Source organism: Streptomyces sp. PL-29, from assembly GCF_058344425.1.
The window spans coordinates 6,804,824-6,830,210 of sequence record NZ_CP136996.1; the positions used below are offsets into that span (position 1 = coordinate 6,804,824).

A 25,387-nucleotide genomic window follows, 5' to 3' on the forward strand; every position below is an offset into this window, starting at 1 on the left:
GCCAGGAAGGTAAGAGTCTGACTCAATCGGGGCATGACGCCCGGTCCCACCCCCGACCGCCCGGACGGCGCGGCCGACCAGCTGCCCGCCGTGGCGCCGCAGCTGCGCGAGCTGCGCCGACGTGCCGGCCTCACCCTGGAGGCCGCCGCCGCGCGGGCCCGGCTCTCGCCCGCCCACCTGTCCCGCTTGGAGACCGGCCGGCGTCAGCCTTCGCTGCCGCTCCTGCTGGGGCTCGCCCGCACCTACGGTACGACGGTCTCCGAACTGCTCGGCGAGGCCTCCCCGGCGGCCGACCCCATCGTACGGGCCGGCGGTCCGGCCGCCCGCGAGGCCGACGGCTGGACGTACCGGCAGGCGGGCGGGGCAGGGCGGGGAATGCAGGCACTGCGCGTCCGCGTGCCGTACGGCCGCGGCTCCGGGGAACTGGTTCGCGTCCATCCCGGCGAGGAATGGCTGTACGTCCTGGAGGGGCGGCTGCGCCTGCACCTGGGCGAGGCCGAGTACCTGCTGGAGCCCGGGGACAGCGCGCACTTCGACTCCCTCACCCCGCACCGGATCGGCGCTGCCTCCACCGGCGGAGCCGACCTGCTGTTCGTCCACACCCTGCTCCAGAGCAGCCTCGCCGGGCTGTGTCTCGGCGGGGCCGCGTCCACCACGCACCACTGATAGGCGAGGAGCCCGTCCATGACCCCCGTGACCCCCGCGGACAAGCCCGTCGGCGTACGCGCGCGCTTCGAGGCCAAGTTCCCGCGCGGCCTGATCATCCGCCTGATCGCCTACCTCTTCGTCGGCCACCTCTTCGCCTTCTTCGTCTACCTCCTCTTCGTCCTGGGCGGCCAGAACCAGTAACACCCGGAGCATGAGGGTTCGGGCCGCGCGGCTATGGAAAGGTGCGGGGACGGTGGCTACCCTCCGCGCATGATTCCCACGGTTGTCTGGGGCACCGGCAACGTCGGCCGTCTGGCCATCCGCGCCGTTGCGGCCCATCCCGCGCTTGAACTGCGCGCAGTCATCGTCCACAATCCAGCCAAGATCGGCCGCGACGCGGGCGAACTCGGCGGCCTCGACCGCCTGTTGGGCGTCGAGGCCACCGGCGACGCCGAAGCCGTACTGGCGGGCCGCCCCCGGGCGGTGGTGTACGCCGCGTCCGGGGACGTCCGCCCCGACGAGGCCCTCGCCGACATCACCCGGGCGATCCGGGCGGGTGCCGTCGTGGTCAGCCCGGCCCTCTACCCGCTCTACGACCCCCGCAGTGCCCCACCGGAGTTCCGGGACCCGGTGCTGGCGGCCATCGCGGAGGGCGGCGGCTCGCTCTTCGCCTCCGGCGTCGACCCCGGCTGGGGCAACGACGTGCTCCCGCTCCTGCTCAGCGGCCTCGGCACCAGCATCGACGCCATCCGCTGCCAGGAGATCTTCGACTACTCCACCTACGACCAGCCGGACTCCGTCCGCGACCTCATCGGCATGGGGCATCCCATGGACTTCGAGCCGATGATGCTCATGCCGTCGGTTCCGACGATGGTCTGGGGCGGCCAGATACGGATGATGGCCAGGGCGCTCGGCGTCGAACTCGACGCCATCCGCGAGACGTCGGAGCGCCGCCCCCTCGACACCGCCGTGACCACCCGCACCATGGGCGATTTCGCGGCGGGCACCCAGGGTGCCATCCGCTTCGAGGTGCAGGGCATCGTCGGGGGCGAGCCCCGCATCGTCATCGAGCACGTCACCCGCATCCACCCCGCGTGCGCACCGGACTGGCCCGCCCCGCCGGACGGCGGCGACGGAGCCCACCGGGTCATCATCGAGGGCTGTCCCCGCATCGAGGTCACCGTCGAGGCCACCGACGAGGGCGAGAACCGCTCCGCGGGCGGCAACGCCACTGCCGTCGGCCGCCTCGTCGGCGCCGTCGACTGGCTCGTCGCGGCGGAGCCCGGACTCTACGACGCCCTCGACGTCCCGCTGCGCCCCGCCACCGGCAGACTCGGAAGGAAACCGTCATGAGGATCGACATCCCCGAAGGCCAGCACCCGATCGAGTACGTGTGGGGCGACATGGTGCCCGGGATCGGCATGGCCGCCGCCAACTTCTCCCTGTCGGTGTACGCCCACACCACCCTGGGGCTGCGCGAGTTCGAGGCCGCCCGGCTGCGCGTCGCACAGATCAACGGGTGCGTCTTCTGCCTGGACTGGCGTACCGAGCGGGACGGGCAGAAGGTCGAGGAGGAGTTCGCCGACGCGGTCACCGAGTGGCGCACCACCGAGGCGTTCGACGGGCGCACCCGGCTGGCCGCGGAGTACGCCGAGCGGTACACCCTTGACCACCACGGGCTCGACGACGAGTTCTGGGACCGGATGACCGCGCACTACAGCCAGCTGGAGATCGTGGAACTCACGATGAGCATCGGGTCCTGGCTGGCCTTCGGGCGGCTGAACCACGTGCTGGGCCTCGACAGCGTCTGCGTGCTGCCGGGGCACTGAGCGGGGGGCCGGGGCGGGGCGGCCGGGCTCGGCAGGGGCTCGGCCGGGTGTGAGTACGGGGCCGTTCGGCGGATCCGAACGGCCCCGGCCGCTGGGGGGAGGACGCGGCCCTACGGGAGGTCTGTCGCGATGATCTTCTCGATGTTGCGCTCGGCGAGTGCGGTGATGGTGACGAACGGGTTCACGCTGGCGTTTCCGGGGATCAGCGCGCCGTCGATCACGTACAGGCCGGTGTATCCGTGCAGCCGGCCGTAGTTGTCGGTGGCCCGGTCCAGGACGGCGCCGCCGAGCGGGTGATAGGTGAGGGTGTCGTTCCAGATCTTGTTTCCGCCGAACAGGTCGGTGCGGTAGATCGTCCCCTCCTTCGAGTTGATCTTGTCGAAGATGGTCCTGGCCATGGTGAGGGACGGCTGCTTCCAAGCCGTCTGCCAGCTCAGGTCCGCCCGGCCGGCCGCCGCGTTCCAGGTGAACTCGGCGCGGTGGGGGTTCTTCGTGATCGACAGGTAGAAGGAGGCGTAGGTCTCGATCCCGGTGGGCAGCGGGGCGACCTCGGCGAATGCGCCACCGGCGTCCCAGTTGTCGATGCCGGAGCAAGGGATGGTCGACTGGAGCCGGCCGGTCGGGTCCCACATGTGGTTGGCCCGGCCGCACATGACATTGCCGTTCTCGCCCCAGCCCTTGCCCACCTCGCCGTTGAGGTTCGGCAGTGCCCCGGTCGCCTTCAGCTTGACCAGGAGCGTGCTGGTGCCGACGCTTCCGGCGGCGAAGAACACCCGGTCGGCGATGACGGTCTTGGGAGCCACCGTGGTGCCGGTGGTGTCGATCTGGTCGATCGCGACCGTGTAGCCGCCGCCCGCGGCGGGGGAGACCGTGGTGACCTTGTGCAGTGGCGATACGGTGACCCTGCCGGTGGCCCGGGCCTGGGCCAGGTACGTCTGCACCAGCGACTTCTTGCCGTGGTTGTTGCCGTAGAGGATCTCCCCGGCCAGCGCGGACCTGGTGGCGGTGCCGTCCGCCTCCCGCTTCATGTAGTCCCAGTCGTAGACGTCGGGCACGAAGGTCCAGGCGAAGCCGGACCGCTGGGCGTGCTTGCGGCCGACGCGGGAGAACTGGTAGCAGTCGGCGGTGTCGAACCAGGCCGGGTCGACCATCCCGACCCCGAGTCCGGCGTTGGCCCTCGGGTAGTAGGTGTCGTACATCTCGCCGGCGTCGACGGAGGGGAGGACGGCGGCGAAGTTCGCGCGCTTGGGCGTGACGGCCATACCGCCGTTGACCAGCGAACCGCCTCCGACGCCGCGCCCCTGATAGACCGTGATGCCGGCGAAGTCCTCGGCGTCCAGGATTCCGGTGTACCGGGGGACGTCCTTGTCGAGGGGGAAGCCGAGGAAGTTGCTGAGCGGGGCCTTGGTCCGGGTCCGGAGCCAGAAGGAGCGGTAGTCCGGGCTGGTCACCTTGGGGAAGATCTTGCCGTCAGGGCCCGGGGTGTCCCAGTTCATGCCCATCTCGACCATCTGCACGTCCACACCCGCCTGGGCCAACCGCAGCGCCGCGACCGAACCCCCGTAACCGGTGCCGATGACGAGGGCGGGCACCCGGGCGCCGTCCGCGATCGGTCCGGATGAAGCCGCGGGCGTCGTGGCGGCCTGGGCCGGCGAGATGTGGCCGGCCAGGGCCACGGCTCCAATAATGGAACCTGTTCTACCCAGGAATCCGCGGCGTGAAATTCCATTCACGCTCTTTTCGGGAGGTGCATTGTCACCCATAAGGCGTCCTCGCTCTCGCTGGAATCAGAACGAGTTCTACTGCTGTCCGCATGTGAAGTCACTACATACGTCCAGAAAACTTTCGGCCGATCAGCCGCTCCCCGCGGCCGGCTGCCGGTCCCGGACCCAGCCCAGCACCAGCAGCGAGGCCACCGCGGCGAAGGCACACCAGGTGGAGGCGAATTCCAGCCGCCACAGCGCCGCGCAGGCCAGGGCTCCCGCCGCCAGCACCGAGCCGAGGGCCCGCAGCCACCGGTCCCGGGCGAGCAGCAGGGCGCCCAGAGTGGCGAACAGGTAGCCCGTCAGGACCAGGGGCGTCCAGGCGACATGCACCTCGTAACCGAGGGTGCGGCCCCGGATCTCGGCGCTCACCGGCCCGGTCGCGAGGGCGTGCACGAGTACCGCGGCCGTCACGCCTCCGACCGCCACCGGCGCCCACAGGCGCCGCCGTGCCCCCGGTGCGGCGGCGAGCAGCACCCCGACCGGGACCCACACCGGCAGCAGGGGAAGGGCGATCACGGCCCAGGCCGTGGCGGCCGCAGAGCAGTCGCCGCCCGACTCCCAGACCGCGGCCTCCACCAGCTGGTGCACGCCCAGCAGCAGCGGCAGGGCCGCGACGGCAAGATCGCGGGCCCGGCGCACGCGTGCCAGGCACACGACCCCTACGGCGGCGACCGCCGTGCCGGCCACCAGATCGGCCGTCGCGCTCCAGCACACGGGATCAGCCCGGCGTCGTGGGCCCACCCCGCTCGCGGGGTTCGAGCGGCGGCGAGGACAGCGCGCAGTGCGTGTGGCACTGCGGGTGGCACCTGGCCGGTGCGGGGGAGCGCACGGTCGCCCAGGCGACGGCGGCGCCGGCCACGAGGGCCCCGGCACACCAGGGCATCGCACGGCCGAAGGCGGCGTCGAACTGCGCCGCCGACAGGTACGACTCGGGGCCCATCCCGGCCAGCAGCGGCAGGGCCGCCACCGCGATCAGGCCGGCCGCGCGGGCGGCGGCGTTGTTGATGCCGCTGGCCAGGCCCGCCCGTCCCGGGTCCACCGAGGACAGCACGGTCGCCGTCAGCGGAGCCACCAGGGCCACCATCCCCAGCCCCATCACCACCATCGCGGGCAGTACGTCCGCGACATACGAGGCCCCCGGGCCCACCCGCAGCGTCAGCAGGGTCCCGGCCGCGCACAGCACGGGCCCCACGGTGAGCGGCAGGCGCGGCCCGATCCGCTCGCCGATCTCCCCCGAACGGGCCGACAGCAGCAGCATCAGCAAGGTGGTCGGCAGCAGGGCGGCCCCGGCGCCCAGCGCCGAATACCCGGCCACGACCTGGAGCTGGAGCACGACGAGGAAGAAGAAGCCGCTGAAGGCCGCGTACACGCACAGGGTGACGAGGTTGACGGCCGTGAACTGCCGGGAGGCGAACATCTGCGGCGGCACCATGGGATCGGCCCGGTGCCGCTCCACCCAGACGAAGGCGACGCCGAGCAGTACACCGCCCACCGCGGCGGCGATCACGGGGGCGGTGCCCGACGAGGCCTCGATCAGCGCGTAGGTGACCAGTCCCAGCGAGCCCGCGCCGAGCAGCGCGCCCGCCGCGTCGAAGCGGCCGTGCGCCAGCGGGTCCCGTGACTCCGGGACATGCCGCAGCGCCACCGGGACGCACAGCGCGGCCACCGGCACGTTGAGCAGGAACACCCACCGCCAGCCGGGCCCGTCCACCAGCCAGCCGCCGAGGAAGGGCCCCACCGCCGCGCCGACGCCGCCCAGCCCCGACCACAGGCCCACCGCGCGGCCCCGGTCCCCGGCCCGGATCGAGCCCTGGATCAGGGCGAGGGAGCCGGGCGTGAGCAGCGCGCCGCCGATGCCCTGCAGGGCCCGGGCGGCCACCAGCACCGCGGCGTTCGGGGCGAGCCCGCACAGCAGGGAGCCCACCGCGAACCACGCCGTGCCCAGCACGAAGATCCGGCGCCGGCCGAAGCGGTCGCCGAGCGCTCCGCCGACCAGGATCAGTCCGGCGAGGGTCAGCAGATAAGCGTTGACCGTCCACTGGAGCGCCGCGAGATCGGCGCCGAGATCCTCCCCGATGCGGGGGAGCGCCACATTCACCACGGTCGAGTCGAGCAGGGCCATGGTCGAGCCGAGCACCGTGGCCAGCAGGATCCACCGTCCGCGCGCCGAGGCGAGCGGGACGGCGGGCTCGGGCGGTGCGTCGGGCGACTCGGCCGGCACGGTCATGCCTTCAGGCTGGCCCGCCCGGCGCGGAAGGGCCAGTGGGCGGCCCGAGCCGGCGCTGCCGGGCACGGCTCATAAGGCCCTCTTGTAATGAGCATGACGCCTCGTTCAACATGACCCGCGCACGTCACGCGCACCCTTCCCGCACATCCCGCACACGGCGTACGAGGAGACAACACGTGGCCCAACGCGACAAGCGGTCCTCACCAGCCCTACGACCCACACGGCGTGCCAGGCCCGCACGGTCCCTGCGCACGGCGCTCGCCGCACTCACCTCGGTCCTGCTGCTCCCGCTCGGCGCGGGCGTCGCCGCAGCGGCACCGGATCCCGGCCCCAGCGCGCCGACCGCGGCCGAGCGCAAGATCGAACCCAAGCTCCGCGCCCAGCTCGACGGCGCCGCCAAGGCCGTCTTCTGGGTCTACCTCGACAGCGCCGCCGACCTCACCGCCGCGGGGAGGCAGCAGACCCGCGCAGCGAAGGCCGAGACCGTGCTGAGGACGAAAAAGGACCACGCCGCGCGCAGCCAGGCCGACGTCATCAAGGCACTGCAAGGCGCGGGCGCCGAGTACACCTCGTACTGGATCGTGAACGCCGTGCGCGTCGTCGGCAGCCAGAAGCTCGCCGGGACGCTGGCACAGCGCCCCGAGGTGGCCCGGATCGACGCCGACGACAAGGTCGAGCTCCCCAAGCCCGCCGAGGGTCGGCGGGAGAAGGCCGTCGCCGACGCCGTCGAGTGGAACATCGACCGGATCAACGCCCCGCAGGTGTGGGACCGGATCGGCGTCCGCGGCGAGGGCATCGTCGTCGCCAACATCGACAGCGGCGTCGACTACACCCACCCGGCCGTGGCCGGCCAGTACCGCGGCCGGAACGCGGACGGCAGCTACTCCCACGCCTACAACTGGTTCGACCCGGCGGGCGTCTGCGCGGGCGCCGCACCCTGCGACAACAACGACCACGGCACCCACACCATGGGCACGATGGTCGGCGACGACGGGGGCGCCAACCGGATCGGCGTCGCCCCCGGCGCCCGGTGGATCGCCGCCAAGGGCTGCGAGTCCAACTCCTGCTCCGAGGCCTCGCTGCTCGCCTCCGGCCAGTGGATTGTCGCCCCGACGGACCTGAACGGCCAGAATCCGCGACCCGACCTCGCCCCACACGTCGTCAACAACTCCTGGGGCGGCGCCGGCGGAGACCCCTGGTACCAGCAGGTCGTCGACACCTGGCGGGCCGCCGGCATCTTCCCGGCCTTCTCCAACGGCAATGCCGGACCCGGCTGCGCCACCACCGGCTCACCCGGTGACTACGCGAGCTCCTACAGTTCCGGCGCCTTCGACATCAACAACGCCATCGCGTCCTTCTCCTCCCGCGGCACGGGCCCCGGTGGCATCGTCAAGCCGAACATCTCCGCCCCCGGCGTGAACGTCCGCTCCTCCGTCCCCGGCGGCACGTACGAGTCCTTCTCCGGCACCTCCATGGCCTCGCCGCACACCGCGGCCGCCGTGGCCCTGCTGTGGTCCGCCGCTCCCGCCCTCGAAGGGGACATCGCGCAGACCGAATCCCTCCTCGACGGCACCGCCCTGGACACCGACAGCAGCCAGTGCGGGGGCGACGCGGCCGACAACAACGTCTTCGGAGAGGGCCGTCTCGACGTCCTGGCGGCCGTCGAAGCCGCACCGCGCGGTGCGCTCGGAGCCCTCGCCGGCACCGTACGCTCCGACGGCCAGCCCCTCGCGGGCGTCAAGGTCACCGCCGACGGCCCGATCGACCGTACGGCCACCACGGCGGCCGACGGCACCTACTCCTTCCCGGCCCTGTCGGTGGGCGCCTACACCCTGACCGCGGCCAAGTTCGGCTACGGACAGCAGACCGCAACCGCCACGGTGACCGAGAACGCCACCGCCACCGGCGACTTCACCCTCACCCGGGCCGCCTCCGGCAAGGTCACCGGTACCGTCGCCTCCGCCTCCGGCCCGGCCGCCGGGGCCGCCGTCACCATCGCCGACACCCCGGTGACCGCGACGACCGACGCGCAGGGCCGCTTCGAGGTCACCCTGCCGCACGGCACCTACCGGGTGAACGCCACGCACGCCTCCCGCTGCCTCAGCGGCGGCACGGCCGAGGTCACCGTCGACGGCGACACCTCCGTCGCGGTGAACCTGCCCGAGCGCACGGACGGCTACGGCTACGCCTGCGCCACCGCCGGCGACCGGCCGTACACCGGGGGGAGCCGGCAGCTCGCGCTCACCGGTGACAACACCACCGAACGGGTCGACCTGCCCTTCCCGCTGCCGCTGTACGGCACGACGTACGCCCAGGCCTGGATCGGCACGAACGGCACCGTCAGCTTCGGCGGCAATCACACCGGCGACATCAACGGCGACCTCCCGAGCACGGCCACGCCCAACGCGGCCCTCTACCCCTTCTGGGACGACCTGGTCGTCGGCGCGGCGGGCACCGGATCGGGCGTCTTCACCGCGGTCACCGGCACCGCACCGCACCGGGCCTACGTCATCGAGTGGCGTGAGGTGTCCCACTGGTCGGCGCAGGCCGACCGGTTCTCCTTCGCCGCGGCCATCGGCGAGGACGGTAGCGTCACCTACTCCTACAAGGGCACCGGCGGCACCGGGATCAAGGGCGGCTCCTCGGCCACCGTCGGGGTGGAGAACGCCACCGGCACCGACGCCTTCACCTACTCCTTCAACACCCCTGTCATCACCGACGGCCTCTCCATCGCCTTCCGCACCACCAAGAGTGGTGTGGTGGCCGGCCGGGTCCTCGACGCCAACGACGGCGACGGCGTCGCGGGCGCCACGGTGACCGTCGGCGCGGGTGACACCGCCGTGTCGGCGATCACGGCCGCCGACGGCGGGTACGTCGTCCAGAGCCCCTCCGGCTCGCGGACCGTCTCCCTCGCCGCGGCCCAGTACGAGTCCGCCACGGCCACGGTGGACGTCAAGGCCGCCGACGTCACGTCGGTGACCCGGTCCCTGCGGACCGGGAAGGTGACGGCGTCGCAGCCGGCTCTGGAGGTCGTGCTCCCGGCCGACCAGCAGCGGACACGGACCCTCGACCTGACCAATGCGGGTCTGGGCACGGCGTTCACGGTGTCCGAGGACGCGGGCTGGCTGAAGGCCGCGCCGGCCGCGGGCGACCTGCCGACGGGCGGCAGGGCACCGGTCACCCTCACGGTCGACACGACCGGACTGGCCCCCGGAACGGTCCTCACCGCCGACCTGAAGATCGCCTCGGCGAGCGGCCGCACCCCGGTCCTCACCGTCCCGGTCAAGCTCGTCGTCCCGCGCTACCAGGTCGCCCTGGACGCCGGATCCGGCTACGGCAGCACCGACGTGCTGGGCGACTCCTGGTCCCCGGATCGCAGGTACACGGCCGGGTCCTACGGCTACCAGGGCAACGGCACCGTCCGGTCGACCGGCCGCACCATCGCCGGTACCGACGACCAGCGGCTCTTCCGCAACGCCCGCGAGGGCATGTACGAGTACCGTTTCGACAACGTCCCGAACGGCACCTACACGGTGGAGCTCGGCTTCGCGGAGCTCTCCTCCACCAAGCCGAACAAGCGCGTCTTCGACGTCCTGGCCGAGGGCACACAGGTCCTCCCCTCCCTCGACATCGCCCTGGAGGCGGGCACCTACACGGCCCTGACCCGCACGTACACGGTCACGGTCACCGACGGGGTGCTCAACGTCCGCTTCGTGACGCACTCCGGCTTCGGCAAGCCCCTGCTGAACACGCTCCGGGTGACCGACCGCCCGGACCAGCGCTAGCCGTTCCGCGCTGTGCAGGGGCGGGGCGCACACCGACCCCGCCCCTGCACACCAGGTGGGCGCCGCGGCTTTCCGGCCCATTCGAGTGGCGGGACCGGCCGATCCACGCGACCTGCCGCGGGCCCGCGGCCCGGGTCGCTAGCGTGAGCGACCATGACGCTCCTGAGCGACCAGGCAGATGCCGTCCGGGCCCTCGTGGAGTCCGCCGACCCCCGGGCGGTGTGGGCCGTCGGCGGACCCGACGGCCCACACGCCGGTTCGCACGGTGGGGACGAGGTCCTCGACGTCGGCGGCCTCACCGCCGTCCTCGCGCTGTGGCCGGCGGTCGGGGCACTCGTCGAGGATGGTGCGCTGCGCCTGCACACCCCGCTCGCCGCCTACGGGGACGAGGCCGCGGCCGGCACCCCCGCCGGAACCACCGCCCACCACCTGCTCACCCGCCCCGGCGGCACGGCCGCCCTCGTCCGCCTCGTCGAGCACCTCGGCGGCGCCACCCTCGCCGAGCTCGCCTCCGTCCGGGTGTGGAACCCGCTCGGCATGACCCGCACCCGCCTCACCCACGACACCCTGCGCGCACCCCTCGCCGACCTCGCCCTCTTCCTGGGACACCTCCTTCACCCGGGTGCACCAGCAAGCGGGGTGTCCGCCCCGGCCCCCCTCACCCGCGCCTGGACGGCCGAGTCCCTCCGTATCCGCACGGGCGAACTCACTCCCGCCCGCGGACTGCTCTGGCATCCCGCACCGCACGGCGTCTGGACCCACCACGCCGAGACCGACCCGGGCGCGGCCGTCTGGATCTCCCCCCGTCGCCACCGCTGGGCGGTCCTCCTCCCGGCCGTCCGAGGTCCGCTGCGCACCGCCTTCCGCGAAGCCGTCTTCACCCCCGGCGGATCGGCGCGGAGCGGCGGCGCGCCGGGCGGGATCCCCCGGGCGTAGCGCTCGGAGCGCGCGCTCCGCGGGCGCGACGTACGGTGATGCCGATGCCACCGGCCGTTGTCGTCGTTCCCGCCGCGGAGGTACACGGATGCGTACGGTCCAAGGGGCCGCCCTCGACGGGATCAAGGCCCGGGTGCGGGCCTTCGCGGAACGCACCGGGCTGCCGCTGCGGCCCGCTCGGGACCGACCCCGGCCCCACGGCGGACCGGCTGCCCGCGCGCGTTCCGGTCGCACACCCGGCGGCGGAACACCGCTCACGGGCCCCGGCCCGTCGCTCGGCCCGGAGGCTCCCGGCCGCAGGCCGTCCGCCGGGGCGCCGCGGCACAGAGCCTCCGCCGGCCCCGCCGCGCTCCTCGCGCCCGCCGTGTCCTCGGCGGCCGTGACCACCGTGCTCGCCGCGCTGGGAGCCCTGCTCGACGGCACGGGCCGGCCGCGTGCACGCCGCAGGCCGGACGGGGTGCGCGCCTCCGCAGCCGCGCTCCGTGCCCTGCGGGCACGTCACGGGGACGCGCCCGCTCTCGTGCGCACCCGGTCCGGGACGACGGTGCTCGTCCTGCTCGACCCCCGGGACCTGCGCCGCTTCTACGCCGAACCCGCCACCGTCCTCGCTGCCGACCCGCCGCAGAGGTGCCGCGGCCTGAGCACGCACGAGCCCGGCCCCGACGGAGACGGCTCCGGCTGCGTCCGCGGTGGACAGCGCGCCGAGCGGCGACGACTGAACGAGGAGGTACTGGCCGCAGGGCAGCCCGTGCACCCCGCGGCCGGCCCGATCCTCACGACCGTTGCCGATGAGGCCCGGCACCTCACCACCACCGGCACCCTCGAACTCGTCCGCGTCCGGCACGCCGTGAACCGGGCCGCCCGGCGGATCGTCCTCGGCGATCCGGCCGCCGAGGACGACGAACTCGCCGGATGGCTCGCCCAACTGCGCGCCGAGGACAAGCGCCCGCGGGGCGGCCCGAGGCGCACCACGCGATCGGCGCAGGACAGGGCCCGCGCCCGCATCGGGGAGTACCTCCGGCACGCTGACGCCGACACCCTCGCCGGGCGGGCCGCCCGCCTGGCCCGCCCCGGCGATCCCGAAGGCGCCGTCGAGCCGGGTGACGAGGCCCGGCTCTGGCTGCTGGCGATGACGGCGGTGCCCGAAACCCTGCTGCGCACGCTGCTCCTGCTCGGAGCGCACCCCTGGGAGCAGGAGGCGGCCGCGGCCGAAGCGGTGGCCGAGGTCGCCGCCGGCCCGTGCCGGGGTGAACTGCCCAGGCTGCGGGCCTGCGTCCGTGAGTCGCTGCGCCTGTACCCGGTGGTGCCCGACCTGGTCCGCGTCTCCCGTGAAGAGACCGAGTGGCAGGGCGTGCGCCACCCGGCCGGCACCCGGGTGCTGCTGCCCGCCGCCTTCCACCAGCGCGACCCCGAGCGGGTGCCGGCCGCCCACGTCTTCGTCCCCGGTCGCTGGAAGAACCCGGGCGCCGACCGGGACATCCGGATGGCTCCCTTCGGCCACGGCGGCGGCCGCTGCCCGGGCGATCAGCTCGGACTGATGATCACCGCCGCCTTCTGCGCGGAAGTACTGCGCGGCCACCGAGTGACGGGCACCCGGCCGGTCCTGGATCCGGTCGGCCCGCTGCCCGTGACGCTCGATCCGCGCGGCATCAGGCTCGCTCTCACCCGCCGCTGACGACGTCTGCGCGCAGGCTCCCCACCCGCACCGCCCTGCCCAGCACGCCTCCCACCCTGCCGAACCCCACGAGGATCCCATGTCCGACGCCGCGCCCTCCGCGTCCACCGCCCCGGACGCCGACCAGCTCGACGCCCCGTGCCGCGCACTTGCCGAGGCCGCCGACGCGGTCGGCGAGGCCGCCCGCTACGCATCCGGCCTGGCCTTCGGCGCCCGCCTGCCCACGGCGGCACTCACCAGGGGCGGCCGCAGCAGGCGGGGTTGGCGCACCTTGCTGCGGACCCTGACCGACCCGGCGGGCCTCGGCTGGGCGGCCCGCGGCCGGGGCGCGGCCCGCGCCGGGCGGCTCGCGGGCGTGCTGGCCGGCCGGGAGAGCCTCGCCATCAGCATCGCCGTCTGCGGCCTCAAGGCCCGGATCCGGGCGGTGAGCGCGGGCCGTCCCGAGCTCCGCGAGGACCCCGGCACCGCGGCCGTCCTGCGGGCCGTCGAAGCGGGCCGCCAGGGCGAGGCCGTCCGACTGTTCCGCGCCGTCATGCGCGAGCAGGGCGCCGAGCGGGCGTTCGCCCTGCTGGCCCCGTCGTTCGCCGACATCCTCGCCTGGAACGCCCTCACGGACGCCAACCCCTTCAACGACCACGCCGGCTGGCAGGTCGCCACCTGCCGGGCCGAGAAACCCAGGCCGCTCCTCGGACTCGGCGCCGCCCTGTGGGCCTTCTGCGACAGCGGCCCGGGGCTGCCCGTACGGCCCCCGGCGGAGCCGGACCGCGATCGAGGTCCCATCCGGCGCCGTGTCGCGGACCGGCCGCCGCAGCGGCCGCGGCAGCTGCGGCCGGTACCGCGGCCCCCCGGGGGGAGCCTGCGCGACCACGCCGCCGCGCTGCGCGCGCACGCCGTCCGGCTGCGCAGGGCCGCCGCCTGGTCACCGCAGTGGCAGGGGCGGGAGACACAGGCCCTGCGCGCCGAGGTCGAGCACCTCGCGGCCCGCTGCGCGACGGCGGCGGGCGGGCTCGCCCTCGCCGCCGCCCAACTGCAGGAACCGTGACGGTCCCTCAGCTCTCGGTGGGGCAGAGGCGGCCGAGCGCGGCCACGGCCAGCCCGGTGACCTCTTCGGGGGTGCCGGAGACGTCGACCGTGGCGCCGAGCTCGTCGTCCTGGAGCGGCTCCAGCGTGGCGAACTGCGACCCCAGCAGCGTGGTGGGCATGAAGTGGCCCCTGCGCGCCGCCATCCGCGCCTCGATCAGCGGCCGTTCACCGGTGAGGTGCACGAAGACGGCCCGGGGTGCGGTGGTGCGCAGCCGGTCGCGGTAGACGCGCTTGAGGGAGGACGCGGCGATCACGCCGCCGCACATCCCGGCGCGGTTGCGGATCCACTCGCCCACGGTGTCCAGCCAGGGCCACCGGTCCGCGTCGTCCAGTGGGTGGCCGGCCGCCATCTTGGCGACGTTGGCCGCTGGGTGGAAGGCGTCGCCCTCCGCGTAGGGAAGGCCGAGCCGTTCCGCGAGCAGTCGGCCGACGGTCGTCTTGCCCGTGCCGGCCACGCCCATCACCACAATGACGCGCTGGGTGCCCACGTCCACCTCGCCGTCCTCGTCGACATCGGTCCGCCTGGCATCACTGAAGCGCATTAAGTACTACGTATTCAAGCCCTGGGCTGCAAGCATCACATCTTTTACTCGTGAGGTCGTGACCGTACGCTTGCGCCATGACCACCGAAGGCGCCGAAAGCGGGCCCGGACCGGGCCTCCACTCCCGTGTGCTGGACACGATCGGCCGCGCGATCGCCGCGGGGGAGTACCCGCCGGGCAGCGTCCTGCGGACCGACGGGATCGCCGCACGCTTCGACGCGTCCCGCACGGTGGTGCGCGAGGTGGTGCGCGTCCTGGAGTCGCTGCACCTGGTCGAGTCCCGCCGCCGGGTCGGCGTCACAGTGCGGCCGGTCGAGGAGTGGAACGTCTACGACCCGAGGGTGATCCGCTGGCGGCTGGCCGGCCCGGACCGGTCCCGCCAGCTGCGCTCCCTCACCGTGCTGCGCTCCGCGGTCGAGCCGGTCGCGGCCGGGCTCGCCGCGGCCCTGGCCACCCCGCAGCACTGCGCCGACCTCACCGCGGCGGCTCTCGGCATGGTCCGCACCTCGCGCGGCCACCAGCTCGACGCCTATCTGCGGCACGACATCGTGTTCCACCGCGTGCTGCTCAACGCCTCCGGGAACGAGATGTTCGCCCGGCTCGGCGACGTGGTGGCCGAGGTCCTGACGGGGCGGACCGCACACGAGGTGATGTTCCACGACCCGGACCCCGCCGCCGTCACCCTGCACGTCCAGGTGGCCGAGGCGGTGCGCGAGGGCGACGCCGCCCGCGCCGAGGCACTGGCCCGTCGGATCGCCGAGGGCGCCCTGGAAGAACTGGACGTCCTGCTCGCCCCCTGAGCCGGGCCGGCCGCCCCCTCGGACGCCGCCACCTGCCGGTGGAACTCCAGCATTGATCACCGGTACGGCGCTTCGGCGATAATGGCCGCGAACGGCACAAGCAGTGGAGACGCCGGGTCACGCCGTGGTCCGGCAGGAGAGGGAGCCCCGATGGACGTGCAGCACTTCGAGCGGATCACCGCATTCATCGAGGCGCGGCTCACCCCGCTGTTCGACGAGGCGACGGGCAGCGAGCACGGCTTCGCGATGGACGACACCTCCCGTGCGCTGCGCGCGCTGCGCAACTCCGTCCTGGAGGCCTCGGCGGTCAAGGGCCTCATGCCGCAGCGCGAATCCGCCGAGCCGGCCGTGCGCCGCGTCATCGACCAGTCCGTCGAGCACCACTGGGACGTGCTGCGCGGCATCGCCCGCCAGTGGGAGGACCACGCGGACTTCCGCCACGAGTTCAAGCACCACGCCTGGGAGCTCGACCACCGGCACGCGGCCGCGCAGGCCTGACAGCGTCGGACCCCGCGTCGCACGGAACTTGTGCCGTGCGACGCGGCGTCCCCGCCGTGCGACGCGGCGTCCCCGCCGTGCGACGCGGCGTCCCCGCCGTGCGACGCGGCGTCCCCGCCGTGCGACGCGGCGTCCCCGCCGTGCGGCGCGGACGTCACACGCCGGTGCCCGCCGACGGCCGCGGGGTGGTCTGCTGGACCGCCCAGCCGTTGCCGTCCGGGTCCGAGAAGTAGACGAAGGAGCCCCACGGCAGGTCCTGGACCTCCGTCACCTCGACTCCCCGGCCGCGCAGGTCCTCGTACGCCTCCTCGATGTCGGCCACGACGACCTGCATGTTGTCGAGGGATCCGGGAGTCATCCGGGTGAGGCCCCTGCCGATGGCGATCGAACAGGCCGACCCGGGCGGGGTCAGCTGCACGAACCGGATGTCCTCGCTGACGGTGACGTCGTGGTCGGCGTTGAAACCGATCTTCTCGTAGAAGGCCTTGGCGCGGTCGACATCGGTGACCGGCACGGCGACGAGCTCCAGTTTGATGTCCATCACAGCATCATGCTCCCCGCACCGGTGCAGCGCCGTCCGTCTCCGTGCCCGCGGGCGTGTCCGCCGCGGCGAACTGCGTGCGGTACAGCTCCTCGTACCGGCCGCCCGCCGCCAGCAGAGCGGTGTGCGTGCCCCGTTCCACGATCCGGCCGTCCTCGACCACGAGGATCAGGTCGGCCGCCTGCACCGTCGACAGCCGGTGCGCGATCACCACGGCGGTGCGGCCCGCCAGGGCCTCTCCGAGGGCTTCCTGCACCGCCGCCTCCGAGGTCGAGTCCAGGTGGGCGGTGGCCTCGTCCAGGACCACGACCCGCTGTCGGGCCAGCAACAGCCGGGCGATGGTCAGTCGCTGCCGCTCGCCGCCGGACAGCCGGTAGCCGCGTTCGCCGACCACGGTGTCCAGACCGTCGGGCAGTGAGGCGACCAGGCCGTCCAGCCGGGACCTGCGCAGCGCCTCCCAGATCTCTTCCTCGGTGGCGTCCGGCCGGGCCAGCAACAGGTTGGCCCGGACCGACTCGTGGAAGAGGTGGCCGTCCTGCGTGACCATGCCGAGCGTCTCGCGGATCGAGTCGGCCGTCAGGTCCCGTACGTCGACCCCGCCGAGCCGGACCGCGCCCGCGTCGGCGTCGTAAAGCCGCGGCAGCAGCTGCGCGATGGTCGACTTGCCGGCGCCGGAGGAGCCCACCAGGGCGATCATCTGGCCGGGCTCGGCGCGGAAGGACACCTCGTGCAGCACCTGCGTGCCGCCGCGTACGTCGAGGGCGGCGACCTCCTCCAACGAGGCGAGCGAGACCTTGTCGGCGGCCGGGTAGCCGAAGGAGACCCGGTCGAACTCCACGGTCACGGGCCCCTCCGGCACCCGGCGGGCGTCCGGCCGCTGTGTGATGAGCGGCGTGAGATCGAGGATCTCGAAGACCCGCTCGAAGCTCACCAGCGCGCTCATCACCTCGACGCGGGCACCGGCGAGCGCCGTCAGCGGCGCGTACAGCCGGGTCAGCAACAGCGCGAGGGCGACGACGGAACCGGCGTCCAGACTCCCGCGCAGGGCGTAGTACCCGCCGAGTCCGTAGACGAGCGCCAGGGCGAGGGCCGAGACCAGGGTGAGGGCCGTGATGAACACGGACTGGGCCATCGCCGTGCGGATCCCGATGTCCCGCACCCGGGCCGCCCGGACCGCGAACTCCGCGGACTCGTCGGCGGGCCGCCCGAACAGCTTCACCAGGGTCGCGCCGGGCGCCGAGAACCGCTCGGTCATCTGCGTGCCCATTGCGGCGTTCAGCGCCGAGGCCTCCCGCTGCATGGCGGCCATCCGGGCGCCCATGCGGCGGGCCGGCAGGACGAACACGGGCAGCAGCACCAGCGCCAGCAGGGTGATCTGCCAGGAGATGCCGAGCATCACGGTGAGGGTCAGCAGCAGGGTCACGGTGTTCCCGACCACTCCCGACAGGGTGTTCGCGAAGGCCCGTTGGGCTCCGATGACGTCGTTGTTGAGGCGGCTGACGAGGGCTCCGGTCCGTGTCCGGGTGAAGAAGGCGACGGGCATCCGCTGCACGTGGTCGAAGACCGCGGTCCGCAGGTCCAGGATCAGCCCCTCGCCGAGGGTGGCGGAGAGCCGGCGGGCCAGCAGCCCCAGCCCGGCCTCCGCGACCGCGATCAGTGCGATGAGCAGGGCGAGCCGGGTCACCGTGCCGGTGTCCCGGCCGTCCACGATGGCGGTCACGACCCGGCTGGCGAGCACCGGGGTGGCCACCGCCAGCAGGGCGGTCACCACACTCAGCAGCAGGAAGAGAACGAGCCCGCGGTGGTGCGGGCGGGCGAAGGCGGCCACGCGGCGCAGACCGTCCCGGGAGAGGGGGCGACGGCCCTGCCGGGCGTTGATCGCGCTGTGCAGCGATGTCCAAGCGGTGACTTCCATGTCCATGCACAGCACGCTAGGACCTGAAGCAAAGGTGAGGTCAAGGATTCGGCTCCGGCCCCCCGTCCGGAGCAACTGCGGCCCGCGGAACCTGATTTCGGGCTCTGCTGCGCTGTCGGTACCCGGTGGCATCATCAGTCCATGACGCAGGGATCCGACTCCGTCCGCCACGCCGGGGGAACCACCGGCACCGTCCTGCACCACTTCGAGCGCTGGGCACGGGAGACGCCCGAGGCGCCCGCCCTCATCGCCGCCCCGAAGCACCGGCTCCCCTACGGGGTACTGGACGCCCGGGCCAACCGGCTGGCGCACCATCTGCTCGCCCGCGGTCTGCCGCCCGGCGGTCTCGTCGCCCTCGGCACCACCCGCCACGAGGAGCTCGTCGTCGGCATCCTCGCCGTCCTGAAGGCCGGCGGCTCCTACACCCTCCTCGACGCCGAGACGCCCCGCACCGGCCGGCAGCAGCTCGCCGCACTGCACCACCTGTCGCCGTTCGCGCTGCTCACTCGCGCGCCCCACCGGGCCGCCCTCGACACCGGATCGGGCCTGCGCGCGATCCGGACCGACGACGACGCCGCCGAGATCGCCGCCCGGCCCGGACACGCACCGGACCTCACGCAGGCGGCCGACGGCCTCGCACCGCCGCCCCCCGGCGGCCGCGCGGCCGTCCTGTTCACGGCGAGCACCACACCGCGGCCCGTCGCCGTCGGCCACCCGGTGCTGCTCGCAGCCCACGCGGGCTGGACGGAGCTGGCCCGGCCGACCCCGCAGGACCGCCACCTCATCACCGCCCGCCCGGACGTCACCGCCTTCGCCGCGGGCTGGACCCGGGCCCTGTGCACGGGCGGCGCTCTCGTCGTGCCGCCGGACGCCTCCTGGCGTACGGAGACCCCGGACCAGGTCCGCGCGGCGGTCGAGGCCGAGCAGGTCACGGTGCTGCACACGGACCCCGCCGGAATCGCCGCGCTGGTGATCGACGGGCCCCGGCCCGCCGCCGCCGACCGCAGGAGCGGCCCCCGTCCGCTGCGCTCGCTGCGGCTGGCCACCGTCACCGGCGACCGCCTCCACCTCGACGAACTGGACGCCCTGCACGTCCGGCTGCGCCCGGGCGTACGGATCCTCGACGTCTACGGCCTCACCGAGACCGCCGGAGCGGGCACCTGCTTCGAACTCCCTCACCTGCCCGCCCCCGTCACCGAACCGGAGCGGCTCGCCCTGCTGGGCACCCCCTTCGCGGGATGCCGGGTCGACGTGCGGGACGGGGAGATACACCTCACCCCGCCCGGCGGCGGTGACGCGCTCCCCACCGGCGACCTCGGCGTGCTCCGCCCCGACGGTCTGCTGGAGTACGCCGGCCGGCTCCGGCACCGGATCCCCGTCCAGGGGGGCTCCTTGGACCCCCACCCCGTCGAGGCGGCGATCCGAACCCACCCGGGAATCGGCGGCGCCGTTCTCGCCGGTGTGGACAAGGACGGGGAGCGCCGGCTCGTCGCCTACGTGTCCCCGCCGCCGGGCGACCCGGCCTGGGACGCCTCCGCGCCACTGCCCGAGATCCGCGGCCTGCGCAACCACCTGGCGGGCGTCGTCCGCAAGGAGGAGTCGCCCACCGTCCTCATTCGGCTGCGGGCCCTGCCGCGCAAGCGCGGCGGACAGGAGGACCGTTCGGCCCTGCCGCTGCCCGCACGGCCCGGCTCCGACCGGCCCGCCCTGCACGGCGGCAAGTTCACCCGGGCGGTGGTCCGTCCCGGCGACGCGGACGGCGGCCGCCTCGTCACCGCCGGGTGCCTGACGATCGTCCTCGCCTTCCTCACCCTGGCGCTCACCCCTGCGGTGTGGCCCGGATCCACGGACCTCTCCGCCGTGCCCTACCCGTGGGCGGCCCTCTTCTTCCTCCTCTATGTGGCCGAGAGCGTGGCCTTCGGCGCGGGCCTCGCGTTCCTGTTCACCGGCCACCGCCTGGTCGAACGCCGCGAGCGCGGCCGGTCCCCGGTCCGCATCAGGGCCGTCCACCTCGCCGTGAGCTACCTGCTGCTCGCCTGGTGGCCACAGGACAACGCCTACCGGCTGGCCGCCCGACAGGACTGGCCGCTCCAGGCGCTCCTCGTCTACACCTTCAACATCCCGCTGATGATCGCGGGCATCGTCCTGGCCCTCCACCTGGCCCGCCCGCCCGACTCGCCCTTCGACGTCGAGGACAGGACCTGACCGCCCTCCGTCCGCGACCCCCCTCATGAGGCGGCGTGCGCCGGATCGTCGAACATCGCGCCGACGGCCGCCGCCCCGGAGCGGACCAGGTCCTCGGCCGCGTCCAGGACCTCCAGAGCGTGCGCGGCCACCAGCACCCCCAGCCAGGGCGCCGGTTCGAAGGCCGCGGTCGGGATCGCGGGGACGAACACCGCCCCGATGTCCGCGCATGCCCGGGCCAGGCCCGCACACAGTTCGTCCAGCTGAACCTCGGGCAGCCGAGCCCCGAGCTCCACCCGGTCGACGATCCGTACGAGGTGCCCCGCGCCCCGCAGCGCGTCGAGCCGGGCCGCCACCATGAAGGCGGCCGACGGCCCGGTCAGCCGCAGGTTCGTCTCGGTGGGGGCGAGCCGCCCCGCGGTGCCCGCGACAAAGTCCACGTCGAACCAGCCCCGGTAGCCGGACGCGGCGAGCTCCCGCCCCACCGCCCCGCCGAAGGCGAGGACCGGCTCGCGCGCCCATTCCGGGACCGCTCCGGGGCCCACCGTGGCGCCGCGGTAGGCGCCCGCCGCCGTCACGTCCATCACAGCCGCGCCGACCTCGTGCACCTCGCCGGCCGCGTCCACGAAACCGTCGTAGGTCAGGTCCCGGGCGGCGCCCGGTTCCGCCGGCCCCTCGATGAACTCCTCCACCAGCAGCGGCCCGCGCGGCAGCCGACGCAGGACGGCCCGGGCTCCACCCGCCGCCCGGACCTGCCCGGCGGTGAGCACCGTGGTGCCCGAACCCCCCACGCCGTGCTCCGATTTCAGCACGGTGCCCATGCCCGCCCGCGCCCGTGCGGCCAGCAGCCGAACCGCCACCCACCGCGTCGCCGCCCGCGCCTGTGCGGGCAGCACGATCCCGGGGTGCCCGCCCTGCGCCAGGATCCGCCCGAACAGAGCGTGCGCCGCGGCCTTCGACTCGTAGCGCAGCTCCGCCGGCTGCCATGCCCGCCCCGTCAGCAGCCCGAACGGCCGGGTCCGCCCCCACGGTACGAGCGGCTCCCCGGCATCCGTCAGCCGTGCGGCCAGCGCCGGCCGGGCCCGTACGGCGTCCACGAGCCCGGGACCCCGCTCCACCAGGCCGTCGTACACCTCGACCCCCGTCCAGTCCAGTTGCCGGCAGACCAGCTCCGTCCAGCCGGCGGGCACCGCCCGGGGCAGCACCAGTGCGGACGGGTAGGGGCTGTAGAAGGCGGCCAGGCAGGAGTAGTGGTGTGCAGCCGACTGCTCGCGGTCCAGCGAGGAGTCGCCGAACTGCGCGTTGAACTCGGCGACGTTGCCCACGTGCACGGCCCGCCCGCCGCCGGTCCAGGCCCGGGCCCAGTCGGCCAGCGGGGCCGGGGCGGCCTCGAACCGCACCAGGGAACCCGGCTGCCCGGTCGCCGCCGGGGCGGATCCGGCCGCGACCGCCACCGCTCCCATCGCCCGGTAGAAGCCCGCCGCGTGCGGGTCCGAGTCGATGACCAGCCTGCGCACCCCCAGGTCCACGGCCCGCCGCAGCACGTCGCGGTAGAGCAGCCGCCCCACGCCCCGCCCGATGGCCGACGGTTCGACGAAGAGCAGCCCCAACCTCGCCAGCGGGGCGGCGCCTTCCAGGGAGGCGAGCCCGAGGACCGCCCCTTGCGGATCCTCGGCGACCACGATCCGGCGCGCGGCCACCTCGTCGGGCCGGATCCGCAGTTCCGGGGCGCAGGCGGCCAGGAATCCACGGTCGTACCCCCAGCGCGCCTTCGACCGCATCACCAAAGCGGTCAGGGCCTCCGCCTCAGCCGCCCGCGCGGCCCTGACCTCTGCCATTCGCCGACCTCCCCATGGTCCGCCGGAAGGGCGTGCGATAGATTCGGCCTCCCCACGGCACGTATTTTCACACCCATCGGAGACGGGCTTCTCAATGAGCGACATCATCAACGGACTTGGCCGCACCGGCGCCTACGGTGCCCTGGGCCTGGTGCTGCTGATTCTCGGCATCGTCCTGGTGGACGTGCTGACGCCCGGGAAGCTCCCGAAGCTGATCTGGGAGGAGCGCAACCGCAATGCGGCCCTCTTCCTCAGCTCGGCCCTCCTTGGTGTCGGCGGCATCGTCTTCACGTCGATCTGGACCACCTACGACGACTTCGGCAAGGGCCTGGCGGCGACGGCGGCCTTCGGCCTCCTCGGTCTGCTCCTGATGGCCGTGGCCTTCCTGGTGCTCGACCTGGTGACGCCGGGCAAGCTCGGCACCATCGTCGTCGATCCTGAGCCCCACCCTGCGGTGTGGGTCTCCGCCGCCTGCAACCTCGCCGTCGCCGCGATCGTCGCCGCCTCGATCGCCTGACGCGGGAGCAGTCGAACGCGCAGAGAGCGCCGCTCCGTCAGGGGAGCGGCGGTCGCTGCGTACCGGTACCGGCACCCCCGGCCCGGTCTCGCCGCGCGGACACCCTTCCGGTCACAGCAGTAGGCCAGCCCCAGCGCGAACAGTCCGAAGCCCGCCGCCAGCAGTCCCGCCACCGTACGCCGCGCCGCGCTCGGCGGCCGGCCCGGCGCCGGCGGCGCCTCGAACCGCCGCGCGTACCGGGCGATCGCCACCAGCAGCGCCGCGAACACCGGCATCCACGCCATCCGCGCCGCGATCCAGCCCGGACTGTCCGGCGCCGCGGTGAGCCCGGCCACACCACCCGCGAACGACGCCGGCACGGCAGCCGCCAGCATCGCCGTCTGGTGCCAGCACAGGATCGTCATCGCACACAGGTTGACCACCACCACCGGGGCCCACAGGGCGGGCCGGGCCAGCAGCCGGGCCAGCCGGTCGCGCAGCAGGATCGCCGCACCCGACTGCGCCGAGGCCAGGGCGAGCACGAGCAGCGACGGCGGGTGCGAGTTGGTCCGGGCCGCACCCGGCACCCCCACCATCGACGCCGGATAGTGGAAGACCGCCAGCAGCACCGCGAACAGCAGCACCCCGCCGACCAGCAGCAGCCGGGCCTCGCGGCGCCCGATCCGCCGCTCGCCCCAGGCAACGCCCAGCTGGTACGCGAACAGCCAGCCCGGCAGGACGTTCAGCACCGGCAGCCACGACGGCACGGACTGCGCGGTCGGGCCGTAGCGCAGGAGGTCCACCACCGCGACCGAGACCAGCATCGGCGCCGCCGCCCAGCCTCCGAGCCGCTGCGCGGCCCGCGCACAGTACGGGGTCAGTGCGGTGACCACCACGTACACGGCGACGAACCACAGCGGTTGGACGACCAGCGTCGCGCCGGTCCGCAGCGTCGCCTCCGGCACCCCGGCCGCGTACAGCACCGGCGCGGCCAGTCCCCACACCGCGGTGACGCCGAGCACCGGCCGCCCCAGGCGGACGATCCGGCCCTTCAGCCAGGCGCCCGTCGACCCCGAACGGCGCCGGTGGGAGAGCACCGAGGCGTACCCGCCGACGAGGAAGAAGACTCCCAGCATCTGCAGCAGCCAGCTCGCCGGTGCCAGTTCGCCGAAGGACGACAGCGGACTGGAGTTGTGCAGAGCGCCGTCGGCGTCGAGGGTGAAGCCGCCGAGCATCCAGTGGCCGGTCGGTACGGCCAGCAGCGCCAGGGCGCGCAGCCCGTCGACCGCCCGGTCGCGGTGGGCCGGGGTCCGCCGGTCGATCCGCCCGACGGTCCGGCGCAGGGGTGCCAGGACCGTGGCCGGGCTCATCGCGGCTCTCATCGGGCCTCCCCCTTGGCGATCGCCGCGAACGCCGCGAGGGACTGCGTGCCGGGCGCGAAGTAGCCCGCGTGGCCCCGCACATCGGCCGCGGGTACCCGGCGCGCGCCGAAGGCCGCGGAGGTCGGGTCCGCGCCGTGGCCGATCCCGGCGAGGCTGACGTTCGGAACATCCGCGATCCAGTCCGAGGGCCCCCGGGCCGCCCAGACACGGGCGCCGGTGTGCAGGGCGTCCGCGGTGTCCGCCCGCATGCCCGGAGAACCGAAGGCGACGAGGTCGGTCGCGTCGGTGTGCCGGGCTGCCAGTCCGCAGACCACCGAGCCGTAGCTGTGGCAGAACAGCACCGGGTCGGGTGCGCCGACCGCGTCGAGCCCCGCGGTGAAGCGGGTCAGGCGGCTCGCCCCGGCCGCGGCCAGCCGTCCGCCGGCGGCGTCGAGGCCGACGCCGACCGGAGTGGTGTACCCCGTCCACGCGACGACGGCCACCGAACCGCCGGGCGCGGCCCCCTCGGTCGCCGCGCGCAGCGCCCGGGCCATTCCGGCCGGGCCGGTGTGCGGCGCGCGCCGGGCGTCGTAGGAAGCGGCGTCGTTGTCGTTGCCGGGCACGATCACCGACACGTGCGCGGCGTGTTCCAGATCTCCGAAGACCTCGGCGACCTGCCCCCGGCCGCGCGGGTCGAAGGCCAGGATCTGCCGGTCGGGCGCGGCCAGGGACGCGTACCGCGCATCACCCGTGGCGGCCGCGGCGATGCGGTTGGCCTCGTACCGCAGGGGCACCGGAGCCCCGTCGAGATTGCCGACCACCAGCGGATGGGACCGTACGAGCGCCGTGCGCGCCGCCGCGTCGAGCCCTGCGAAGAACCGGGCCACCTCGTGCGGCGTCGCCGTCGCCGGATCGGGCAGCGCCCGGCCGTAGGCCGTGTCGGCACGCCAGGCGGCGCTGCCCGGCGGCGGCCCGGTGACCGCCGACTGGCTGTCGCCCGAGGCCCAACCGGCCGTCCCCCCGGCGGCGGCCACTGCCAGCGCGGCCGTGACCAGTGTCCTTCCCAAGCGGCGCATGCCCCTTCTCCTCTCCTCGTGACGAGGGCGAAGGTAGGAAGACGGCACCTGCGGGCACGTCCGACCGTGGAGCCAAGCCGGATGTCATACCCCGGTAGGGGGTGGAGGAGGACGCGGCCTCGCGCGGACCCGCCGCGGGCCGATGCCCGGCGGACGTCCCGTCCGCTCCGCGCGCCGGGCTGCCCGT

General features: G+C 74.1%; 20 protein-coding genes and 1 pseudogene. 12 read left to right on the plus strand and 9 right to left on the minus strand.

Annotated elements, in window-relative coordinates; genetic code table 11:
- Positions 1-33 precede the first annotated feature (33 nt).
- The 4 genes from R4Z63_RS30990 to R4Z63_RS31005 all read left to right on the plus strand — a co-directional run bounded on the left by R4Z63_RS30990 (position 34) and on the right by R4Z63_RS31005 (position 2,477).
- The gene (locus R4Z63_RS30990; RefSeq protein ID WP_384456202.1) at positions 34-666 is read left to right on the plus strand and encodes a helix-turn-helix domain-containing protein; all 633 of its coding nucleotides are present in this window, start codon (positions 34-36) and stop codon (positions 664-666) included.
- An 18-nt stretch (positions 667-684) separates the two neighbouring features.
- Positions 685-849 carry a DUF6126 family protein gene (locus R4Z63_RS30995; protein ID WP_384456199.1) on the plus strand — a complete coding sequence of 55 codons (165 nt, stop codon included), beginning with the start codon at positions 685-687 and terminating at the stop codon, positions 847-849.
- Positions 850-918: 69 nt separating this feature from the next.
- Positions 919-2,001 carry an NAD(P)H-dependent amine dehydrogenase family protein gene (locus R4Z63_RS31000; protein ID WP_384456196.1) on the plus strand — a complete coding sequence of 361 codons (1,083 nt, stop codon included), beginning with the start codon at positions 919-921 and terminating at the stop codon, positions 1,999-2,001.
- A complete protein-coding gene (locus R4Z63_RS31005; protein WP_037917262.1) occupies positions 1,998-2,477 on the plus strand; it encodes a carboxymuconolactone decarboxylase family protein in 480 nt (159 codons plus the stop codon). The genes R4Z63_RS31000 and R4Z63_RS31005 overlap by 4 nt, the downstream gene beginning before the upstream one ends.
- Positions 2,478-2,587: 110 nt before the next feature.
- On the opposite strand, the gene R4Z63_RS31010 is transcribed toward R4Z63_RS31005, so the two are convergent.
- The 3 genes from R4Z63_RS31010 to R4Z63_RS31020 form a co-directional block, all read right to left on the minus strand.
- On the minus strand, positions 2,588-4,240 hold the full coding sequence (locus tag R4Z63_RS31010) for a GMC oxidoreductase (RefSeq protein ID WP_384456193.1): 1,653 nt from the start codon (positions 4,238-4,240) through the stop codon (positions 2,588-2,590).
- A gap of 90 nt (positions 4,241-4,330) precedes the next feature.
- Positions 4,331-4,957 (minus strand): DUF6629 family protein, encoded by a 627-nt coding sequence (locus R4Z63_RS31015; protein ID WP_384456190.1) that lies wholly within the window; start codon positions 4,955-4,957, stop codon positions 4,331-4,333.
- A 4-nt stretch (positions 4,958-4,961) separates the two neighbouring features.
- Positions 4,962-6,470 (minus strand): DHA2 family efflux MFS transporter permease subunit, encoded by a 1,509-nt coding sequence (locus R4Z63_RS31020; protein WP_384456187.1) that lies wholly within the window; start codon positions 6,468-6,470, stop codon positions 4,962-4,964.
- Between the two features lie 176 nt (positions 6,471-6,646).
- Between R4Z63_RS31020 and R4Z63_RS31025 the strand changes: the two genes are divergently transcribed.
- From R4Z63_RS31025 to R4Z63_RS31040, 4 genes are all read left to right on the plus strand, one after another.
- Positions 6,647-10,255: a S8 family serine peptidase gene (locus R4Z63_RS31025; protein ID WP_384456184.1), complete on the plus strand. Its 3,609-nt coding sequence runs from the start codon at positions 6,647-6,649 to the stop codon at positions 10,253-10,255.
- A gap of 153 nt (positions 10,256-10,408) precedes the next feature.
- Entirely contained in the window at positions 10,409-11,191 is a 783-nt protein-coding gene (locus R4Z63_RS31030; RefSeq protein WP_384584264.1) for a serine hydrolase domain-containing protein, read from the plus strand.
- An 88-nt stretch (positions 11,192-11,279) separates the two neighbouring features.
- Positions 11,280-12,866 (plus strand): cytochrome P450, encoded by a 1,587-nt coding sequence (locus R4Z63_RS31035; RefSeq protein ID WP_384453308.1) that lies wholly within the window; start codon positions 11,280-11,282, stop codon positions 12,864-12,866.
- Between the two features lie 79 nt (positions 12,867-12,945).
- Positions 12,946-13,908 carry a hypothetical protein gene (locus tag R4Z63_RS31040; protein WP_384453305.1) on the plus strand — a complete coding sequence of 321 codons (963 nt, stop codon included), beginning with the start codon at positions 12,946-12,948 and terminating at the stop codon, positions 13,906-13,908.
- A 7-nt stretch (positions 13,909-13,915) separates the two neighbouring features.
- Here R4Z63_RS31040 and R4Z63_RS31045 read toward each other — a convergent pair whose 3' ends face one another.
- Positions 13,916-14,410, minus strand: a complete 495-nt coding sequence (locus tag R4Z63_RS31045; RefSeq protein WP_384453311.1) for a gluconokinase — start codon at positions 14,408-14,410, stop codon at positions 13,916-13,918.
- Positions 14,411-14,568: 158 nt separating this feature from the next.
- Here R4Z63_RS31045 and R4Z63_RS31050 point away from each other — a divergent pair, with 158 nt between their 5' ends.
- Positions 14,569-15,291 carry a FadR/GntR family transcriptional regulator gene (locus R4Z63_RS31050; RefSeq protein WP_384453302.1) on the plus strand — a complete coding sequence of 241 codons (723 nt, stop codon included), beginning with the start codon at positions 14,569-14,571 and terminating at the stop codon, positions 15,289-15,291.
- A gap of 150 nt (positions 15,292-15,441) precedes the next feature.
- Positions 15,442-15,789 (plus strand): hypothetical protein, encoded by a 348-nt coding sequence (locus R4Z63_RS31055; protein WP_037917277.1) that lies wholly within the window; start codon positions 15,442-15,444, stop codon positions 15,787-15,789.
- Positions 15,790-15,943: 154 nt separating this feature from the next.
- Here R4Z63_RS31055 and R4Z63_RS31060 read toward each other — a convergent pair whose 3' ends face one another.
- Both R4Z63_RS31060 and R4Z63_RS31065 read right to left on the minus strand, forming a co-directional pair.
- A complete protein-coding gene (locus R4Z63_RS31060; RefSeq protein WP_037917279.1) occupies positions 15,944-16,330 on the minus strand; it encodes a VOC family protein in 387 nt (128 codons plus the stop codon).
- A 7-nt stretch (positions 16,331-16,337) separates the two neighbouring features.
- The gene (locus tag R4Z63_RS31065; protein ID WP_384453299.1) at positions 16,338-18,251 is read right to left on the minus strand and encodes an ABC transporter ATP-binding protein; all 1,914 of its coding nucleotides are present in this window, start codon (positions 18,249-18,251) and stop codon (positions 16,338-16,340) included.
- A gap of 135 nt (positions 18,252-18,386) precedes the next feature.
- Between R4Z63_RS31065 and R4Z63_RS31070 the strand changes: the two genes are divergently transcribed.
- Positions 18,387-20,450: an AMP-binding protein gene (locus R4Z63_RS31070; protein ID WP_384453296.1), complete on the plus strand. Its 2,064-nt coding sequence runs from the start codon at positions 18,387-18,389 to the stop codon at positions 20,448-20,450.
- Positions 20,451-20,473: 23 nt separating this feature from the next.
- Here the strand turns inward: R4Z63_RS31070 and R4Z63_RS31075 are convergent, their stop codons facing one another.
- Positions 20,474-22,267: a GNAT family N-acetyltransferase gene (locus R4Z63_RS31075; protein WP_384453293.1), complete on the minus strand. Its 1,794-nt coding sequence runs from the start codon at positions 22,265-22,267 to the stop codon at positions 20,474-20,476.
- Between the two features lie 94 nt (positions 22,268-22,361).
- Between R4Z63_RS31075 and R4Z63_RS31080 the strand changes: the two genes are divergently transcribed.
- Positions 22,362-22,784 (plus strand): DUF350 domain-containing protein, encoded by a 423-nt coding sequence (locus tag R4Z63_RS31080; protein WP_037917286.1) that lies wholly within the window; start codon positions 22,362-22,364, stop codon positions 22,782-22,784.
- A 122-nt stretch (positions 22,785-22,906) separates the two neighbouring features.
- Here R4Z63_RS31080 and R4Z63_RS31085 read toward each other — a convergent pair.
- Positions 22,907-24,133: pseudogene (locus R4Z63_RS31085) on the minus strand (acyltransferase family protein); the annotation flags it as partial.
- Between the two features lie 8 nt (positions 24,134-24,141).
- Positions 24,142-25,200, minus strand: a complete 1,059-nt coding sequence (locus tag R4Z63_RS31090) for an alpha/beta hydrolase (RefSeq protein WP_384453290.1) — start codon at positions 25,198-25,200, stop codon at positions 24,142-24,144.
- Positions 25,201-25,387: the final 187 nt, after the last annotated feature.

Coding starts and splice junctions, on each gene's coding strand:
- R4Z63_RS31060 (WP_037917279.1), bottom strand. CDS start 16,330: ATGGACATCAAACTGGAGCTCGTCGCCGTGCCGGTCACCGATGTCGAC.
- R4Z63_RS31000 (WP_384456196.1), top strand. CDS start 919: ATGATTCCCACGGTTGTCTGGGGCACCGGCAACGTCGGCCGTCTGGCC.
- R4Z63_RS31065 (WP_384453299.1), bottom strand. CDS start 18,251: ATGGACATGGAAGTCACCGCTTGGACATCGCTGCACAGCGCGATCAAC.
- R4Z63_RS31040 (WP_384453305.1), top strand. CDS start 12,946: ATGTCCGACGCCGCGCCCTCCGCGTCCACCGCCCCGGACGCCGACCAG.
- R4Z63_RS31055 (WP_037917277.1), top strand. CDS start 15,442: ATGGACGTGCAGCACTTCGAGCGGATCACCGCATTCATCGAGGCGCGG.
- R4Z63_RS31070 (WP_384453296.1), top strand. CDS start 18,387: ATGACGCAGGGATCCGACTCCGTCCGCCACGCCGGGGGAACCACCGGC.
- R4Z63_RS31090 (WP_384453290.1), bottom strand. CDS start 25,200: ATGCGCCGCTTGGGAAGGACACTGGTCACGGCCGCGCTGGCAGTGGCC.
- R4Z63_RS31075 (WP_384453293.1), bottom strand. CDS start 22,267: ATGGCAGAGGTCAGGGCCGCGCGGGCGGCTGAGGCGGAGGCCCTGACC.
- R4Z63_RS30995 (WP_384456199.1), top strand. CDS start 685: ATGACCCCCGTGACCCCCGCGGACAAGCCCGTCGGCGTACGCGCGCGC.
- R4Z63_RS31080 (WP_037917286.1), top strand. CDS start 22,362: ATGAGCGACATCATCAACGGACTTGGCCGCACCGGCGCCTACGGTGCC.
- R4Z63_RS31050 (WP_384453302.1), top strand. CDS start 14,569: ATGACCACCGAAGGCGCCGAAAGCGGGCCCGGACCGGGCCTCCACTCC.
- R4Z63_RS30990 (WP_384456202.1), top strand. CDS start 34: ATGACGCCCGGTCCCACCCCCGACCGCCCGGACGGCGCGGCCGACCAG.
- R4Z63_RS31035 (WP_384453308.1), top strand. CDS start 11,280: ATGCGTACGGTCCAAGGGGCCGCCCTCGACGGGATCAAGGCCCGGGTG.
- R4Z63_RS31005 (WP_037917262.1), top strand. CDS start 1,998: ATGAGGATCGACATCCCCGAAGGCCAGCACCCGATCGAGTACGTGTGG.
- R4Z63_RS31020 (WP_384456187.1), bottom strand. CDS start 6,470: ATGACCGTGCCGGCCGAGTCGCCCGACGCACCGCCCGAGCCCGCCGTC.
- R4Z63_RS31030 (WP_384584264.1), top strand. CDS start 10,409: ATGACGCTCCTGAGCGACCAGGCAGATGCCGTCCGGGCCCTCGTGGAG.
- R4Z63_RS31010 (WP_384456193.1), bottom strand. CDS start 4,240: ATGGGTGACAATGCACCTCCCGAAAAGAGCGTGAATGGAATTTCACGC.
- R4Z63_RS31045 (WP_384453311.1), bottom strand. CDS start 14,410: ATGGGCGTGGCCGGCACGGGCAAGACGACCGTCGGCCGACTGCTCGCG.